Annotated in this window: 15 protein-coding genes; 9 read left to right on the forward strand and 6 right to left on the reverse strand. The window is 68.9% G+C overall.

Features of this window, described 5'->3' with window-relative positions; translation table 11 throughout:
- Positions 1-15 precede the first annotated feature (15 nt).
- Both ACFWZ1_RS16510 and ACFWZ1_RS16515 read right to left on the reverse strand, forming a co-directional pair.
- A complete protein-coding gene (locus ACFWZ1_RS16510) occupies positions 16-429 on the reverse strand; it encodes a hypothetical protein (protein ID WP_231322141.1) in 414 nt (137 codons plus the stop codon).
- 83 nt (positions 430-512) lie between these two features.
- Positions 513-1,214 (reverse strand): YdcF family protein, encoded by a 702-nt coding sequence (locus ACFWZ1_RS16515; protein ID WP_439667233.1) that lies wholly within the window; start codon positions 1,212-1,214, stop codon positions 513-515.
- A 189-nt stretch (positions 1,215-1,403) separates the two neighbouring features.
- On the opposite strand from ACFWZ1_RS16515, the gene ACFWZ1_RS16520 reads away from it, so the two are divergent.
- The 4 genes from ACFWZ1_RS16520 (at position 1,404) to ACFWZ1_RS16535 (ending at position 5,897) form a co-directional block, all read left to right on the forward strand.
- Complete coding sequence (locus tag ACFWZ1_RS16520) at positions 1,404-2,609, forward strand: beta-ketoacyl-[acyl-carrier-protein] synthase family protein (RefSeq protein ID WP_439667234.1); 1,206 nt, start codon at positions 1,404-1,406, stop codon at positions 2,607-2,609.
- A complete protein-coding gene (locus ACFWZ1_RS16525) occupies positions 2,606-3,403 on the forward strand; it encodes a beta-ketoacyl synthase chain length factor (RefSeq protein WP_439667235.1) in 798 nt (265 codons plus the stop codon). Before ACFWZ1_RS16520 ends, ACFWZ1_RS16525 begins: the two co-directional genes overlap by 4 nt.
- Positions 3,400-4,197 carry a glycosyltransferase family 2 protein gene (locus ACFWZ1_RS16530; protein ID WP_231322150.1) on the forward strand — a complete coding sequence of 266 codons (798 nt, stop codon included), beginning with the start codon at positions 3,400-3,402 and terminating at the stop codon, positions 4,195-4,197. The genes ACFWZ1_RS16525 and ACFWZ1_RS16530 overlap by 4 nt, the downstream gene beginning before the upstream one ends.
- Positions 4,198-4,283: 86 nt before the next feature.
- The gene (locus tag ACFWZ1_RS16535; protein WP_439667236.1) at positions 4,284-5,897 is read left to right on the forward strand and encodes an NAD(P)/FAD-dependent oxidoreductase; all 1,614 of its coding nucleotides are present in this window, start codon (positions 4,284-4,286) and stop codon (positions 5,895-5,897) included.
- Between the two features lie 71 nt (positions 5,898-5,968).
- On the opposite strand, the gene ACFWZ1_RS16540 is transcribed toward ACFWZ1_RS16535, so the two are convergent.
- Positions 5,969-8,293, reverse strand: a complete 2,325-nt coding sequence (locus ACFWZ1_RS16540; RefSeq protein ID WP_439667237.1) for a DPP IV N-terminal domain-containing protein — start codon at positions 8,291-8,293, stop codon at positions 5,969-5,971.
- A gap of 141 nt (positions 8,294-8,434) precedes the next feature.
- Here ACFWZ1_RS16540 and ACFWZ1_RS16545 point away from each other — a divergent pair, with 141 nt between their 5' ends.
- The gene (locus tag ACFWZ1_RS16545) at positions 8,435-9,178 is read left to right on the forward strand and encodes a glutathione S-transferase family protein (protein ID WP_439667238.1); all 744 of its coding nucleotides are present in this window, start codon (positions 8,435-8,437) and stop codon (positions 9,176-9,178) included.
- 30 nt (positions 9,179-9,208) lie between these two features.
- Here the strand turns inward: ACFWZ1_RS16545 and ACFWZ1_RS16550 are convergent, their stop codons facing one another.
- Positions 9,209-10,123: a LysR family transcriptional regulator gene (locus ACFWZ1_RS16550; RefSeq protein ID WP_439667239.1), complete on the reverse strand. Its 915-nt coding sequence runs from the start codon at positions 10,121-10,123 to the stop codon at positions 9,209-9,211.
- A 117-nt stretch (positions 10,124-10,240) separates the two neighbouring features.
- Between ACFWZ1_RS16550 and ACFWZ1_RS16555 the strand changes: the two genes are divergently transcribed.
- From ACFWZ1_RS16555 to ACFWZ1_RS16565, 3 genes are all read left to right on the forward strand, one after another.
- Positions 10,241-11,233, forward strand: a complete 993-nt coding sequence (locus ACFWZ1_RS16555) for an aldo/keto reductase (protein WP_439667240.1) — start codon at positions 10,241-10,243, stop codon at positions 11,231-11,233.
- 85 nt (positions 11,234-11,318) lie between these two features.
- Positions 11,319-12,143 carry an NADPH-dependent 7-cyano-7-deazaguanine reductase QueF gene (gene queF / locus ACFWZ1_RS16560; RefSeq protein ID WP_439667241.1) on the forward strand — a complete coding sequence of 275 codons (825 nt, stop codon included), beginning with the start codon at positions 11,319-11,321 and terminating at the stop codon, positions 12,141-12,143.
- Positions 12,144-12,245: 102 nt separating this feature from the next.
- Positions 12,246-12,839 (forward strand): hypothetical protein, encoded by a 594-nt coding sequence (locus ACFWZ1_RS16565; protein WP_439667242.1) that lies wholly within the window; start codon positions 12,246-12,248, stop codon positions 12,837-12,839.
- Positions 12,840-13,016: 177 nt separating this feature from the next.
- Here the strand turns inward: ACFWZ1_RS16565 and ACFWZ1_RS16570 are convergent, their stop codons facing one another.
- Positions 13,017-13,463 (reverse strand): PA2169 family four-helix-bundle protein, encoded by a 447-nt coding sequence (locus ACFWZ1_RS16570; RefSeq protein WP_231322169.1) that lies wholly within the window; start codon positions 13,461-13,463, stop codon positions 13,017-13,019.
- 151 nt (positions 13,464-13,614) lie between these two features.
- Between ACFWZ1_RS16570 and ACFWZ1_RS16575 the strand changes: the two genes are divergently transcribed.
- A complete protein-coding gene (locus tag ACFWZ1_RS16575; RefSeq protein WP_231322172.1) occupies positions 13,615-14,163 on the forward strand; it encodes a DUF488 domain-containing protein in 549 nt (182 codons plus the stop codon).
- Here ACFWZ1_RS16575 and ACFWZ1_RS16580 read toward each other — a convergent pair.
- Positions 14,160-15,113: an alpha/beta hydrolase gene (locus ACFWZ1_RS16580; protein WP_439667243.1), complete on the reverse strand. Its 954-nt coding sequence runs from the start codon at positions 15,111-15,113 to the stop codon at positions 14,160-14,162. The two genes, ACFWZ1_RS16575 and ACFWZ1_RS16580, sit on opposite strands and share 4 nt — an antisense overlap.

Consider the following 15,113-nt stretch of genomic DNA (forward strand, 5'->3'; position numbering starts at 1 on the left):
CGGGCGCTTGAGCGATCAGCCCGCGGTAGCGGAGATCAGCTCGAGGTTGCGGCCGATGTCGCCGGAGAGGTACTGCATCCAGCCCATGTAGTTGGAATGGATCAGGCGGGTACCGTCGCGCTTGACCTCGTACTTGAGGTTCTTGCTGTCGACGTAGCGGATCTGCACCTGCTTGGTATCGAAGTCGACGCGGATCTTGGCGACCCATTCGTCGCGGCTGAGCTGGGCGCTGGTGCTGCCGGCCTGCTCGTCGGTAACGGTCCAACCACGGCCGAGCAGCGCGGCCTTGACCGCCTTGCCGACCTGGACGTCGTTCATGCCGGCCGGCACGGCGATCGGCGCCGGATCGACCAGCGGCGACTGGCGGAACGCCATCGTCAGCAGCAGCAGCGGGAGCAGCAGGACCAGCATGAAACGGGAACGGAACATCGGGACTTCCCCTGTCTTGAGATACGCCGCCGAGCGCGGCGGGGCGAGTCTGCCGCGCGCGATGGCGCCGCACAAGACGCGTCTCAGCTGATCCGCGCGGCCATGCGGCGGTGGCCGGTCAGCCGCGCCCAACGCACGCCCAGGTCTATCCACATCAGATAGGTCGCTTCCATCAGCAGCAACGCCAGGTAGCGTGGCGTGCGGGGCAAGGCATCCTCGGCGGCGACGGCATGGCCGTCGAAGCCCAGTCGCTGCGCCAGCAACAGGCAGCGTGCCAGGTGGTAGCGGCTGGTCAGCAGCGCCACCGGCGGCAGCACCTCGGCCCGGTCGCCGCCCTGCAGCAGGCCACGTGCATGGCGCAGGTTCTCGAGCGAATCGACCGATTCCTGCTCCAGTTCGATGGGCACGTCGGCCGGCAAGCCCTGCCCTTGCAGCCACGCATGGCCGGCTTCTGCCTCGCTGCGCGTGCCGCTGCTGCGTCCGCCGAGAAGCAGCACGCGGCTGGCGATCCTTCCGCGCAAGAGCGCCAGCGCCCGGGCCAGCCGACCGCGGTAGTCGTGCTCGGGTTCTTCGGCGACCAGCTGGCGGCCGAACACCAGTACGACCCAGCGTCCGGGCAGCGTCGTGGGCGCCCGCCGCGCCGTACGCCATACGTGCACGACGTAGCCGATCCACACGATGCCGGCGCTGAGCATGATGGCGAACAGCGTCACCACGGCAGCATGCAGCACGTCGGCATCGCGCAGGTAGCGCCAGGGATTGCGTCGGGAGGAAGGCGTCGGCACGGCGAATGGGCGGCAGATAAAACACCAGTGTGCGCAGCCGGACGGATCGCCGCAATCGCCTGCCGCGCCACCCGCCGAACGGCCCGTGTCCGGACTGGACTTGCAGTCACGCCGCGGAAGGATGAACCGGGCCCTCGCCCCCGAAAAGCAAGGCTAGGCAAGCCCGCGGCCCGCCGCTAGGCTGATTCGATGTTGCAACCCATTGCTCCCCTGGCAGTCAGCGCCTACACCGCCACCTCCGCCCTCGGCCGCGGCCGCGAGGCGCATCGCCGCGCCATCGAGGCCGCCCGCACGGGCCTGCGCCCCAACGATTTCAGCCTTGCACCGCTGGAATGCTGGGTCGGGCGCGTCGATGGCGTCGAAGACGCGCCGTTGCCCACGCCGCTGGCAGTCTGGGAATGCCGCAACAACCGGCTGGCGTGGCTGGGCATGAACCAGGACGGCTTTCTCGACGCCGTGCATGCCGCGCGCGAACGCTACGGTGCCACGCGGGTGGCGCTCCTGATGGGCACGTCCACGGCCAGCATCGGCGCCACCGAGGAGGCCTACCGCCGACTCGATCCCGACGGCGGCTTCCCGGAAGACATGCTGCGCCCGCCGATCCACGCGCCGCACTCGCTGGCCGGCTTCCTGGCCGAAGCGCTGCAGCTCGAAGGGCCGTGCCTGACCGTCTCCACCGCCTGCTCCTCCAGCGCGAAGGTTTTTGCCAGCGCCGAGCGCATGATTCGCCTGGGGCTGGTGGACGCCGCGCTGGTCGGCGGTGTCGACACGCTGTGCGAAAGCGTGCTGTTCGGCTTCAACGCGCTGGAGCTGGTGTCGCGCGCGCCGTGCCGGCCGTTCGACCGCGCGCGCAGCGGTATCTCGATCGGCGAGGCCGCCGGTTTCGCGCTGCTCGAACGCGTCGAGGCCGCGCCGGACGCGCCACGCCTGCTCGGTTACGGCGAGGCCAGCGACGCCCACCACATGTCCACGCCGCACCCCGAAGGGCTGGGTGCCGAACTGGCGCTGCGCGACGCGCTGGCGCGCGCGGGGCTCGCGCCAGCGCAGGTCGACTACATCAACCTGCACGGTACGGCGAGCCTGAAGAACGACGAGGTGGAGGCCGCGCTGATCGCCCGCGCCTTCCCGCCGACCACGCGCGCCAGCAGCACCAAGGGTTTCACCGGCCACACGCTCGGCGCCGCCGGCATCCTGGAGGCGGTGGTCGCCCTGCTTTCGGTCGAGCATGGCCTGGTGCCCGGCAACCTCGGGGGCGAAGATCCCGACCCGGCCTGTGGCCCGCAGTTCGCCTGGTCCAACGAAGCGCGGCCGGTCGAGGTGGCGCTCAGCAACTCCTTCGGCTTCGGAGGCAACAACGCCTGCCTCGCGTTTGCCCGTGCGGAGCGCACGGCATGAACGCGCTCACCGTTTACGTCGACGGCGCCGGCCTGTGGTCGCCGCATCTGGCGGACTTCGCCGCCCTGCGAGGCGCGTTGCAAGGCGAGGCCGCAAGCCCGCCACCCGCACGCCCGCCAGCCACGCTGCTGCCGGCCGCGGAGCGGCGCCGCGCGCCGGAAAGCGTGCTGCTGGCGGTCGAGGTGGCCGGCCAGGCCGTGTCGATGAGTGGACGCGAACCTGCGTCGCTGCCCTGCGTGTTCGCCTCCTCGCATGGCGACCAGCCGATCATGGACTACATGTGCACCGTCCTGGCCAGCGCGCCGGCGGAGCTTTCGCCCACGCGCTTCCACAATTCGGTGCACAACGCGCCGGCCGGCTACTGGACCATCGCCACCGGCTGTCACGCGCCGTCCAACGCGGTGTGCGCACAGCGCGCCAGCTTCGGCGCCGGGCTGCTCGAGGCGGCGAGCCTGGCGCTGGCCGACGCGCGGCCGGTGCTGCTGGTCTGCAGCGATACCGCCGGCGCCGGCCCGCTGACCGAGGTAACCGCCAGCGCCGCGCCGTTCGGCTGCGCCCTGGTGCTCAGCCCCCAGCCTGGCGCCTGCACGCTGGGCCGACTTGTTCTGCACCTTTGTCCCGGTAGCATCGCCGACGCATCGGGCGAATCCGCGGTGCCGGCCGAATGGATCGCTAGCAGCCCGTCGGCCGTGGCGCTGCCGCTGCTGGCACTGCTCGCGCAAGGCGCGGGCCGCTGCCGACTGATGGCGGCCGGCTCGCTCGGCATGGATGTCCACCTGGAGGAATGTGCGTGAAACCCAACCCGCCGCGCTGGTGCGTGCTGATCCCCTGCCTCAATGAAGAGGCGGCGATCCAGCAGGTGGTGGAATCGGCGCTGGCGCTGAACGTGCCGGTGATCGTGGTGGACGATGGTTCGGACGACCACACCCCCGACATCGTCGGCGCCCTGCCAGTCACGCTGCTGCGCCACGCGCAGCGGCGCGGCAAGGGCGAGGCCCTGCGGCACGGCTTCCGCGAGGCGCTGAAACAAGGCTTCGATGCGGTGGTCACGATGGACGGCGACGGCCAGCACCTGGCCAGCGACATCCCGCGCATCGTCGCGGCGGCGCAACGCTATCCGGACCACATCGTAATCGGCGCGCGCCTGCTCGAGCGCGAACAGCAGCCCAAGGGCCGCCGCCGCGCCAACGCGGTGGCCGATTGGGGCATTTCCTGGGGCTGCGGCGTGCCGGTCGCCGATACGCAGAGCGGCCAGCGCTGGTATCCGCGCGCGGCGCTGGAACTGGTCGACCTGCCCGCCGAGAACTTCGTGTTCGAGGCGGCGATCCTGATCGCCGCCTGCCGCGAGAAGGGCCTGGGCGTGGTTTCGGTGCCGATCGCCTCGCGCTACCACGGAGAGTTCCGGCTGAGCCACTTCAGCCCGGTGCGCGACGTGGTGCGCATCACCACCTACACCTTCGGCCGCATCGTCCACTACGGGCGCATCGTCGACAGTTATCGCCGCTCGCACGACACGCCACCCATCGTCATCGACGATGAGGGCTTGCTCGCGATCGAAACGGGCGAGCCGGCGCGGGCGACCCGCTGAGCGTCCTCCCGGGGCGCTGCGACTCGACGGGATGCATGCGGGCCGCATCCGAGGCACCATCGACCGATCAGTCGGGGGAGAGCGGCATGGCGGACGCCCACACAACGCATGATGCGGTGATTCTCGGCGGCGGCCTGGCCGGGTTGTGCCTCGCCTTGCAGCTGCGCGGCGAGTTCCCCGACATGGACATCGTGGTGCTCGAACGCCAGCGGCACCCGCTGCCGCTGGCCGCGCACAAGGTCGGCGAGTCGACCGTGGAGATCGCCGCCCACTACTTCGACCATGTACTGGGCCTGCACGAACACCTGCAGCGTGCGCAGTTGCGCAAGTTCGGGCTGCGCATGTTCTTCAGCGAAGGCCAGGACCGCCTGGACCAATGCACGGAACTGGGCGTGAGCCGCGTGCTGCCCACGCCCAGTTACCAGATCGACCGCGGCCTGTTCGAGAATTTCCTGGGCGAGGAAGCAAGGCGGCGTGGGATCGACTTTCGCGATGGCGCGCGCGTGGGCGGTTTCGAACTCGGGCACGAAGGCGGCCTCCACGGCGTCCGCTACAGCGACCATGCGGGCGAGCACGCCCTCGCCTGCCGCTGGCTGCTCGACGCCTCCGGCCGTGCGGGCCTGCTGCGCCATCGCCTCGATCTGACGCGCGACAACGGCCACCACGTGAACGCCGCCTGGTTCCGGCTGGACGAGCGCCTGGTGCTGGACGAATGGTGCCGCGACAACGCCGCCTGGCACGATCGCTGCGAACCGCCCGAACGCTGGCGCTCGACCAACCACCTGTGCGGCGACGGCTACTGGGTGTGGCTGATCCCGCTTTCGAGTGGCGCCCACTCGATCGGCATCGTGGCCGACGAGGCGATCCATCCGCTGGAGTCGTTCCAGGATTTCGCCCGCGCCCGGGCCTGGCTCGCACGCCACCAGCCGGCACTCTCGCGGGCCGTCGAGCGCTGCGCGGATACGCTGATGGATTTCCGCTTCCTGCGCGGCTGTTCCTACGGTTGCGCCCAGGTATTCAGCGCCGACCGCTGGGCGCTGACCGGCGAGGCCGGCCTGTTCCTCGATCCCTTCTACTCGCCCGGCGGCGACTTCATCGCCATCGCCAACACCTACATCTGCATGCTGGTCGCACAGGACCGCGCCGGCGGGCCACTGGCGCCGTACGTGCGGCTTTACCAGCGGCTGTACTTCTCTTTCTACGAGAGCACCCTGGCGCTCTACCGCGGCCAGTACCCGCTCTTCGGCAACCCTGTGGTGATGCCCGCCAAGGTGGCCTGGGACTACAGTTATTACTGGGGCGTGCTGTGCCAGTTGTTCTTCCAGAAGCGGCTGGGCGACGCGACGCTCTTCGCCGAGCTGGCCCCGCAACTGACCGCCGCGCAGCAATTGAACGAACGCATGCAGGCGTTCTTCGGCCGTTGGCACGCCTGCTCGGGCCAGGGCAATCCGCCTGGGCTGCTCGACCAGTGCCAGGTCCCCTGGCTGATGGAGATCAACCGCGGACTGCGCGACACGCTGGACGATGCCGGCATAAGGTCGCGGCTGAACGCCAACCTGGCGCTACTGCATGAAGTGGCCGGCGCGATCGCCGCGATGGCCGCGCGCGACGGCATGTCCGTGGAGGACCTGCCCGCCTGCACCGGCCCGGTGCCGGCGCTGTTCAATCGGGCGCCCGCGCAGGTGACCACGGTCGCCTAGTACCCGCAAGGCAATGCAGGACACTGTGCTCCGGGCGCGACCGGAAACCGGCCGCGCCACGGATCGATCCCTCAGTCCTTCGGCACCGTGATCGCGTAATCCTTCGGCGGCGTGTTGCCGGCGAGGTTCGTCACGAAGTAGTCCCAGCGCCGGCGCATGGCGTAGGAGCCCTTCTCCTTGCCGTAGCCGTGGTGCACGTTGGGAATCAGCAGCAGGTCGAAGTCCTTGTTCGCCTTGATCAGCGCATCGGCGACCAGCAGCGTGTTGGACGGCGGCACGTTGTCGTCCAACGTGCCGTGCACCAGCATCAGCTTGCCCTTGAGGTTGGCCGCGTGGTTCTGGTTGGCCTGGTCGTCGTAGTTGGTGGTGCCGTCCTTGTTCGTGACCAGCGGGCCCTGATACTTCTCGGCCCAGTCGTCCTCGTAGTTGCGGTTGTCGTGGTTGCCGCTCTCGGACCACCCGACCTTGAAAAAGTCGGGATAGCGGAACATCGCATCCGCCGTGGCGTTGCCGCCGCCGGAATGGCCCCAGATGCCCACGCGGCCCAGGTCGATCCATGCATAGCGCTTGCCCAGTTCCTTGAGGCCCGCGACCTGGTCGGGCAGCGTGTTGTCGCCCATGTTGCCGTACCAGGCGTCGTGGAAGGACTTGGACCGCCACGGGGTGCCCATGCCGTCGATCGCGACCACGATGAAGCCGAGCTCCGCCAGCGACTGGTTATCGCCCCACGACGAACGGAAATTGCGGCCGGGGACCGAGCCCGTCTGCGGGCCGGGATAGATGTAGTCGACGATCGGGTACTTCTTGTGCGGATCGAAGTGGGTTGGCTTGAACATCACCCCGTAGAGATCGGTCTTCCCGTCACGCGCCTTGACCGTGACCGGAACCGGCGGCACCCAGCCGGCCGCGCGCAGGCGGCTGATGTCGGCCTTGGCAACGGTGGCGAGCGTGTGGCCATCACCGCTGTCGCGCAGCACGGTCACCGGTGGCTCGGTCGGGGTCGAGTACGTGTCGACGAAGGCATGGCCGTCGGGCGAGAGGGTGATCTCGTGGTTGGCCGCCTCCGGCGTCAGCAGCACCGGCTTGCCGCCATCGAGGCCGACCTTGAAGAACTGCTGGTAGTACGGATTCACGCCCGGGGTGCGACCGACCCCGCGGAACCACACGGTGCGCGTCTTTGGATCGACCTTGAGCACCTCGGTAACGTTGCCTTCGCCGGTGGTGATCGCGTGCTTGAGCTTGCCGGTCTGGAGGTCGTACAGGTACAGGTTGCCCCAGTCGTTGCGCTCGGAGAACCAGATCGCCTCGTGGCTCTCGGGCAGGTAGAACCAGTTGACCTGGCCGTTGCCGCTCTCGTAGTAGGTCGGCACGTGCTCCTCGAACACGGTGCGCACGTCACCGGTCTTCGGGTCGGCGATGCGGAACCATTCGTCCTTGTGGTAGCGCGAGGTGGACACGAAGGCCAGCGTCTTGCCGTCGGGCGCCCACTTCACGTCGTCCCAGCCGCCTTCGGGACCGCAGCTGACGTCGTCGCACAGCGTCGAGCGATGCTGGTCCGGCGCCATCTTCAGGCGCACGACCTTCTTCGAGGGCACGTCGATGACGACGCGCTCGATCATGGTCACGTCCTTGTCGCCCGCCAGCGGGCCCTTCCACTGCTGCAGCTCGGAGTGGCCGACCTGCGTCTTGAGCAGGTACATGTCGCCGGTCTTGCGCTCGTCCTGCTGGAAGGTGGCGATCTGCTTCGAATCGGGCGACCACACCAGGATGGCGTTGTCGGTGTGCTTCCAGCCGGCGTTGTCGGTGGCGTAGCCGAAGTTCTTCACCCCGTCGGTCGTGAGCTGGGTTTCCTTGCCGCTGGCGACGTCGCGCAGCCACAGGTTCCAGTCGCGGATGAAGGCTTCGCTCTTCTTGTCCGGCGAGAGCACGCCAGGCTCCTTGCCGGCCTTCTTCGCCACGCACTCGCCCTGGGCGGACTTGAGGTCGCACAGGTAGTGCTTGCCGTTGAACTGGACGTCCAGGCGGCCGTCGGCGGCGACCACGTACTCGCGGATGCCCAGCTTGTCGGCCTTCACCGGCTTGGCCAGCGCCTTGCCCAGCGCGGCGGCGAGCCGGGGATGGTCGAACGCGTCGGACGCCTTGCCGGTCGCCGCATCCATCACGCGGTAATGGTCGCCCTTGGCATCGTGGTCGACGTACCAGAAATGGCCATCGTCCAGCCAGGTCACGCCCTGCAGCGCGTGATCGACCAGCGGCGCGGTGGTGGTGCCGAGAAAGCGCTCCGCGCGTGCGTAGTCGTCCCTGGTCAGCGTGTGGCCCTGCGCCAGTGCGCCGGTGGCCACCAGGGCCAGTGCCAGCGCGCCTGCCAGGCGCGAGCTGCCGATCATCGATGCCATCGTGTCTTCCCCTTTTGAGGACCTGCGAAATAGGCCGATCGTAACGTGCCCAAAGTCATGGCACCCATGCCATTAGTGGGGGGCGTTGACGTCGCGGACGTCGCGCCGCCACGCTCTCGCCTTCCCCTCCCGGAGCGCGCCATGGCTTTCACCGTGATCGGCAACTACGTCTCGCCCTACGTGCGCAAGGTGCTGGCGTGCATGGAGCTGAAGGGGCTCTCCTACGAGATCGACCCGATTGCGCCGTTCATCGGCGACGAGGCCTTCGAGCGCATGAGTCCCCTGCGCCGCATCCCGGTACTGATCGAGGACGGGCGCGTGTTCAACGATTCGACGGTGATCTGCCAGTACCTGGAGGACATCCATCCGCACCCCGCGCTCTATCCGGCCGATGCGGCCGATCGTGCGCGTGCGCGCTGGCTGGAGGAGTACGCCGATACCGCCCTGGCCGATGCGCTGATCTGGCGACTGTTCTATCAGAAGGCGATCCGCCGCTACGTGTTCGGCGAGGCCACGGACGAGGCGGTGGTGCAGGAGACGCTGGAACGCCACATTCCGCGCGCACTGGATTACCTGGAGGCGCAGTTGCCGGCCGACGGCTTCCTGTTCGGCAGCCTGTCGATCGCCGACATCGCGATCGCCTGCATGTTCAGGACGGCGGCGTTCGTGCGCTTTGCCATCGATGCCACGCGGTGGCCGCGCAGCGCTGCGTTCGTGGAGCGCGTGCTGGCGCTCGAACCTTTCCGCAAGCTGGCGCAGTTGGAGGACGCGATGCTGCGCCAGCCGCTGGCCGAGCAGCGCTCGGCACTGGCCGCGGCCGGCGCGCCGTTGACGACGCACACCTTCGGCACCGCGGTTCCGCGGCATGGCTTGCCGCGCATGTGACGCGCCCTCGCGAGGATGGCCTCACCCGCCCTACCGGCCGCGCTCGCCGAACTGCAGCGCCGCCCGCTCGACCAGCCAGTCGACGAATACCCTCAACCGCGCGGGCATCTGCCGTTGCGGCGGATAGAGCACCGTCATCGGCAACGCCGGCGGCCGGATGTCCGGCAACAGCTCGCACATGCGCCCATCGGCCAGTTCGTCGGCAATGCGGTAATGCGAGAACTGCGCGATCCCCAGCCCCGCACGGCAGCACGCCAGATACGCATCGGCGCCATTGACCGTGACGCGCCCGGGCAGCTGGATCTCGCGTCGTCGCCGGCCCACCACGAACTCCAGCGGCTCGGGCCGGCGCGTGGTGGGCGAAGCCCAATGCACCGCGTAGTGCCCGTCCTGCAGATCTACCAGCGCCTTCGGCTTGCCATGCCTTCGCACGTAGTCGGCGCTGGCCACGGTGATCTGCGGCAAGGTCGCGATACGCCGCCCGACCATGCCGATGTCCCCCGGGTCACCTACGCGTAACGCGCAGTCCACGCCTTCGCGCACCAGGTCGACGAAGCGGTCGCCGGTGCCCAGGTCCAGTTCGATCTGCGGGAAACGCGCGAGGAATTCCGGCAGCGCCGGGATCACCAGCAGCCGCGCCAGCGCTGCCGACAGGTCCACGCGCAGCCGCCCGCGCGGCACGATCGCCGCCTCGCGGAAGTTCGCCTCCACCTCGTCCACGTCCGCGAGCAGGCGCACGCAATGCTGGTAGTAGGTCTTGCCTTCGCAGGTCACGCGCACGCGACGGGTGGTCCGCTGCAGCAGTTGCGCACCCAGCCGTGTCTCCAGCGCCTTGATGGTGTGGGTGACGGTGGCGCGCGGCAGCGCCAGGTCGTCCGCCGCGGCGGTGAAGCTGCCCAGCTCGACGATGCGGGCATAGAGCCGCATGGCATGCAGGCGATCCATTGTTGTTCTCGATGGAAAGGTGTTGTCGATTATTGAGCATTTATCGCAGCGCCGCCGGCGCGCACGATGTGCACACCTTCCACGGCGTAGGTTCGCCATCCCACCAGGAGCAGTCTTATGGAAACGCGCACGCTCGGCCGCAACGGCCCCCAGGTTTCCGCCCTCGGCCTCGGCTGCATGGGCATGAGCGACTTCTACGGCGCGCACGACGACGCCGAGTCGATCGCCACCATCCAGCACGCGCTCGACCGCGGTGTCACGCTGCTGGACACCGCGGACATGTATGGCCCGCACACCAACGAGGAACTCGTCGGCCGTGCGATCAAGGGTCGCCGCGAGCAGGCGTTCATCGCCACCAAGTTCGGCATCGTGCGCGATCCGGCCAATCCGTCGGCGCGCGGCGTCAACGGCAGCCCGGAATACGTGCGCTCTTCCTGTGAGGGCAGCCTCAAGCGCTTAGGCGTAGAGACGATCGACCTCTACTACCAGCACCGCGTCGACCCCAGCGTGCCGATCGAGGAAACCGTCGGCGCCATGGCAGAGCTGGTGAAGGCGGGCAAAGTACGCTACCTGGGCCTTTCCGAAGCCTCCGGCCAGACGCTCACGCGTGCCTGCACGGTGCATCCGATCGCTGCGCTGCAGAGCGAGTTCTCGCTGTGGACGCGTGACCCGCAGGAGAACGGCATGCTCGCCGCCTGCCGTCGGCTCGGCGTGAGCCTGGTTGCCTATTCCCCGCTGGGGCGCGGTTTCCTCACCGGCGCGATCCGTTCGCCGGACGATTTCGAAGCCGACGATTTTCGCCGCCACAACCCCCGCTTCCAGGGCGAAAACTTCGTCCGCAACCTGGCGCTGGTCGACGAGGTGAAGAAGCTGGCCGCCGACAAGGGCTGCTCGCCCGCGCAACTGGCGCTGGCCTGGGTGCTGGCGCAGGGCGAAGACGTGCTGGCCATCCCGGGCACCCGCCACCGTTCACGGCTGGACGAGAACCTGGGTGCGCTGGACGTGCGGCTTTCCACGAGCGAGCGGGCGGCAATCGATGCCGTGTTCCCGCCCAACGCGGCGGCAGGCGAGCGCTATGCCGGTCCATCGATGCAGATGATCAACGCCTGACACTGCCTTGAGGCCCTCTCGCCGCCGGGGAGAGGGTTTGCGTGAGGTGCCGGAGGGGACAGGGCTAAAAGCTACACTTGCCGCCATGAGCACCCCCGAACATTCCCCTCTCGGCAAGACCACCCTCTACGCCGACCGCTACGACCCTTCCCTGCTGTTCCCGATCCCGCGCGCGCAGAAGCGCCTCGAAATCGGCGTGGTCGAACCGCTGCCGTTCAGCGGCGTGGACATCTGGAACGCCTACGAGCTTTCGTGGCTGGACGCACGCGGCAAGCCGCAGGTAGCGCTGGCCGAATTCCGCGTGCCGGCTGCCTCGCCCGACATCATCGAATCGAAGTCCTTAAAGCTGTATCTCAACGGCTTCTCCCAGGAGCGGATCGAAGCCGCCGCCCTGCACGACACGCTGGTGCGCGATCTTTCCGCCGCAGCCGGCGCTCCGGTGGAAGTCGCCTTGCGCGCGCCCTCCGCGCAGGGCCACGCGATCACCGACCTCCCAGGCACGCTGCTCGACGACCAGCCTCTGGAGATCGACGACTACGGCCCGCCCAATGCCGGCTACCTGAGCGCCGACCACAATGCCGCCCCGGTGGAGGAAGCCCTGCTCTCGCACCTGCTGCGTTCGAACTGCCCGGTCACCGGCCAGCCGGACTGGGGCAGCGTGCAGATCGCCTACCGCGGCGCGCCGATCGACCAGGCCGGACTGCTGCGCTACCTGGTGTCCTTCCGCACCCATAACGAATTCCACGAACAGTGCGTGGAGCGGATCTTCGTCGACCTGATGGCGCGCTGCGCGCCCGAGCGATTGACCGTCTACGCGCGCTACACCCGTCGCGGGGGGCTGGACATCAACCCCTTCCGCAGCACCGATCCGGCGGCCATGCCGGACAACCCGCGCACGGCGCGCCAGTAGCACGCAGGCGGGCGCCCGGTAATCGGCGCTTCAGATCGGGGGCGCTAGCCTTTTTGCCTGGCCGTTTTTTAGGCCCCTCGATACTTGCCACGGGTACCCGCCATGAAGATCCAGACTCGCTCGCTCGCCCTGCACGGCATGGCCTTCGCCGGCCTGTTGCTGCTCGCCGCCTGCGGCAAGCATGAGAACGAAGCCGCCACCACGCCGCCGGCCGCGAGCACGGTGCCGGCGCCGGCCGTGGCGCGCACCGCCCCCGCACCGGCCACCTCCACCCCGGCGCCCGCCGCTGCGCGCACCACCGCCGCACCAGCGGCTGCAGGCACCAGTGCGGCTGCCGCCCCTGCGGCCACCGACGTGTTCAAGGTCGACCAGGTGCAACTGGGTGAATCGGTCACCGCCGGCTACAAGATTGCCAAGCCGACGACCTCGTTCGACGCCTCGCAGAACACCATCTACGCCAGCGTTGCCACCACCGGTACCACGACCGGCGCCACCCTGAGCGCGCACTTCAGCTATCTGGAGGGCAAGGGCCAGGACGTGACCACCATCAGCCAGACCATCGCCACCGATGGCCCGGCCACCACCACCTTCAAGCTGCGCAATCCGAACGATTGGCCGGCGGGCAAGTACAAGGTGGAGATCGCCATCGACGGCAAGCCGGTGACGAGCGAAACCTTCGAGGTGAAGGCGGCCTGAGGCGGCCGCCAGGCAGTGCTCTTTGCGTTCGCTTCCTCTCCTCTCAGGGGAGAGGATTGAGGTGAGGGACTGGGGCTCGCCGGGAACCCCACTCGCCCCGATCGAGCCTTCGGCTCAAGGCTGCCCCGCTGCCCCCTCTTCCACCCCCTTTGCGAAGGTGGAGAGCAAGAACCTCTGCTAGTGCGTGCGATGCGTGGCTCGCTTGAGGCCGCGCATCTGGTCATGCCCCGAGCGTACCGAGCGGAACGTTTCGGCAATCAGCGCACGGATGGGCGGACTGACGTCCCCATCCTCCAGCGCATCCTCGAACTTGTGCTTGATGTGATCCTCGCCGCGCTCGACCTCGTCGATCACCGCGGTTTCGTCGTGCAGGCTCTTGCGCAGGTTGGTGAACATGCGGTGCGCCGAGGCCAGCACGCTGCCGTCGTCCTCGGGCGTGCCGCCCAGTTCCTCCACCTTCTGCTGCAGGCGCGTCGCGACCAGGCGGCGTTCGCTGGCGCGCTCGCGGAAGGTCACGCTGAAGCGGGGGCTCTGCGTTTCCCGGGCGGCCTCGGCATAGCCTTCGGCGCTGTCGATGGTGGTTTCGATCAGGTCATTGAGTACGCGGATGTCGTGGTTCTGCATGGGAACAACTCTCGTCATCGGAGTGGGCGGTACGCGGGCGGTCGATGGACGACGGGGACGCCGCAAGACCATCGTAAGAACTGGCGGCGATGGCCCCGTGAAGTGACGCACCATCGCGCGGCAGCCACACACATGGGCGCATGCTTGGCCCATGCATGGGCATGCTCCTCTTCCGCCGGTGTTCGGCATCGGCCATTCCACGCACACGCTGGAGGCGTTCGTCGCGCTGTTGCAGGCGAACGCGATCGATTGCGTGGTCGACGTGCGGCGCCTACCGGGCTCGCGGCGCTTCCCGCAGTTCGACGGGCCGGCGCTGGCCGCGTCGCTGCAGCCGCTGGGCATCGATTACCTCCATCTGGTCCCGCTCGGCGGCCGGCGCGGACGCAGCCTGCCGACGGGCACCTCGCCCAACGGTTTCTGGCAGAACGCGAGCTTCCGCCGCTATGCCGACTACGCGATGGGCGAGGATTTCCACGCGGGGTTCGCGCAGCTGCTCGAGCTGTCCTCGGCCCGGCGCTGCACGCTGATGTGCGCCGAGGTGCTGTGGTGGCGCTGCCATCGGCGGATCATCATCGACTACCTTCTCGCCGCGGGCCGCACTGCCTGCCACATCGACGGCAACGGCCGCGCCGAGCCGGCCAGGATGACACCGGCGGCCACGCGCGAGGGCGATCACCTGGTCTATCCGCCCGATCCCTAGCGCGGACCGTTGAGCCGCCGCGCCACCACCGGGTCGAGCGTGGCGAGGAACGTCTCCACCTGCGCGGTGTAGTCGCCGGGCATGCCGAGCTGTTCGTTGATCTCCCGGTGCGAGAGATCCTCGCCCAGCACCTGCGCGCGCATGTGCAGACCGTTGGCCTTCGTCGCGAAGTTGCGCGCCTGCGGGCAGGACTCCCGCCGGCGGGTCGAACACACCGCAAGGAAAGGTGCGCCGCGGGTCTTCAGCTGCTGCAGCGGCGAAGCCGCGCGCCAGTACGCCGGATCGTCGCCGAACGCGGCGTCGTAAAGCGGCAGGTGCGGGCCCTGCATGATCGCCACCACGTCGAGCGCGGCGCTGTCCAGCGACACCGTGCCCAGCCACGGCAGCGCGCCGCGGTCGTAGGCCAGTTCCGGCTCGGCCGCCAGCAGCCCGACCAGGTGCGCGCCGGCGGAATGGCCCATGAGGACAAAGCGGTCGCGGTCGGCGCCCCACCCGGCGGCACGTCCCTGCGCCACCGCCAGCGCGCGTGCCACGTCGCGCGCCTGCTCGATCGGACGCGTGCCGGGCAGCATGCGGTAGTTGGTCGAGATCACCACGAAACCCCGCGGCACCCAGCGCGCGACCTTGTCCTGGACCACGCTGCGCATGGCCTTGTCGCCACGCGACCAGCCACCGCCGTGGACCATGAAGATCACCGGCGCGCGCGCGGTACCCTGCGCCGGCAGATAGACGTCCATCCGTTGCGCCGGGTCGCCGCCGTAGGGCACGTCGCGCAGCACGCGCACGCCCGGCGGGATGACCGCGGGCGTGGTGTCCACCGCATCCAGGCCTGCGGCGGCACGGCGCTGGGCGAGGCGCTCGCGCAGGCTGCCGGCCGCGGCCGGCAGGCAAAGGGAGGCCAGCAACATGGCCAGCAGGCCGGTGCGTAGACGGGTCTTGGTCGGTTTCAT

The sequence above is a fragment of the Frateuria sp. GZRe14 genome (assembly GCF_051900395.1).
In the GTDB taxonomy this organism is placed as follows: domain Bacteria; phylum Pseudomonadota; class Gammaproteobacteria; order Xanthomonadales; family Rhodanobacteraceae; genus Frateuria_A; species Frateuria_A edaphi.

Coding starts and splice junctions, on each gene's coding strand:
- ACFWZ1_RS16535 (WP_439667236.1), top strand. CDS start 4,284: ATGGCGGACGCCCACACAACGCATGATGCGGTGATTCTCGGCGGCGGC.
- ACFWZ1_RS16510 (WP_231322141.1), bottom strand. CDS start 429: ATGTTCCGTTCCCGTTTCATGCTGGTCCTGCTGCTCCCGCTGCTGCTG.
- ACFWZ1_RS16565 (WP_439667242.1), top strand. CDS start 12,246: ATGAAGATCCAGACTCGCTCGCTCGCCCTGCACGGCATGGCCTTCGCC.
- ACFWZ1_RS16545 (WP_439667238.1), top strand. CDS start 8,435: ATGGCTTTCACCGTGATCGGCAACTACGTCTCGCCCTACGTGCGCAAG.
- ACFWZ1_RS16525 (WP_439667235.1), top strand. CDS start 2,606: ATGAACGCGCTCACCGTTTACGTCGACGGCGCCGGCCTGTGGTCGCCG.
- queF (WP_439667241.1), top strand. CDS start 11,319: ATGAGCACCCCCGAACATTCCCCTCTCGGCAAGACCACCCTCTACGCC.
- ACFWZ1_RS16550 (WP_439667239.1), bottom strand. CDS start 10,123: ATGGATCGCCTGCATGCCATGCGGCTCTATGCCCGCATCGTCGAGCTG.
- ACFWZ1_RS16570 (WP_231322169.1), bottom strand. CDS start 13,463: ATGCAGAACCACGACATCCGCGTACTCAATGACCTGATCGAAACCACC.
- ACFWZ1_RS16580 (WP_439667243.1), bottom strand. CDS start 15,113: ATGAAACCGACCAAGACCCGTCTACGCACCGGCCTGCTGGCCATGTTG.
- ACFWZ1_RS16555 (WP_439667240.1), top strand. CDS start 10,241: ATGGAAACGCGCACGCTCGGCCGCAACGGCCCCCAGGTTTCCGCCCTC.
- ACFWZ1_RS16540 (WP_439667237.1), bottom strand. CDS start 8,293: ATGGCATCGATGATCGGCAGCTCGCGCCTGGCAGGCGCGCTGGCACTG.
- ACFWZ1_RS16520 (WP_439667234.1), top strand. CDS start 1,404: ATGTTGCAACCCATTGCTCCCCTGGCAGTCAGCGCCTACACCGCCACC.
- ACFWZ1_RS16575 (WP_231322172.1), top strand. CDS start 13,615: ATGCATGGGCATGCTCCTCTTCCGCCGGTGTTCGGCATCGGCCATTCC.